The sequence below is a fragment of the Streptomyces sp. HSW2009 genome (assembly GCF_040240285.1).
Lineage (GTDB): Bacteria > Actinomycetota > Actinomycetes > Streptomycetales > Streptomycetaceae > Streptomyces.
Genome location: NZ_JBEHZD010001145.1, coordinates 1 through 486 on the forward strand (window position 1 = coordinate 1; position 486 = coordinate 486).

At 83.7% G+C, this 486-nt stretch carries 2 pseudogenes; both read right to left on the minus strand.

From position 1 onward, the window contains the following. Positions 1 to 263, minus strand: a pseudogene (locus AAHZ94_RS34965) (hypothetical protein); the annotation flags it as partial. Then, positions 233 to 486: pseudogene (locus AAHZ94_RS34970) on the minus strand (PIG-L family deacetylase); the annotation flags it as partial. The pseudogenes AAHZ94_RS34970 and AAHZ94_RS34965, both read right to left, overlap by 31 nt.

Consider the following 486-nt stretch of genomic DNA (forward strand, 5'->3'; position numbering starts at 1 on the left):
CCCCCCCCCCCCCCCGGGCCCCCCGGCCCCCCCCCCCCCCCCCCCCCCCCCGGGGGCGCCCCCCCGCCCCCCCGGGGGCCCCCCCCCGGCCCCCCCCCCCCCCCCCCCGGGGGGGGGGGGCCCGGGTTTTTTCGTGTGTGGGTTGGCTGCCTGTCTGCCGGTTGTCTGTCGGCTGGGTGGGGGCTGGGCCGGCTGGCCGGGCGGCGTGGGTGGGAGCGGTACGGGCTGTCGCCTACGCCCGGCCCGTCGCGCGGGGCTGCCACAGCCAGGGGGTTGCGTCGGCGGCGAGGCCGAGTACCCGCGGGTGTTCCGTCTGCGGCCCCGGCGGTACGAGGGTCGGCAGGCCGACGGGGTGGAGCCGGGCGGGGGAGCGCTGCGCCCGTACGCCGGGTCCCGTGCCGTGCTGGAGGAGGGCTTCGCCGTCCCGGCCCCGGCCGACGGCGAGCAGGACGGCCCGGTGGGGCTGCCCGGCGTCGGCACCGCCGG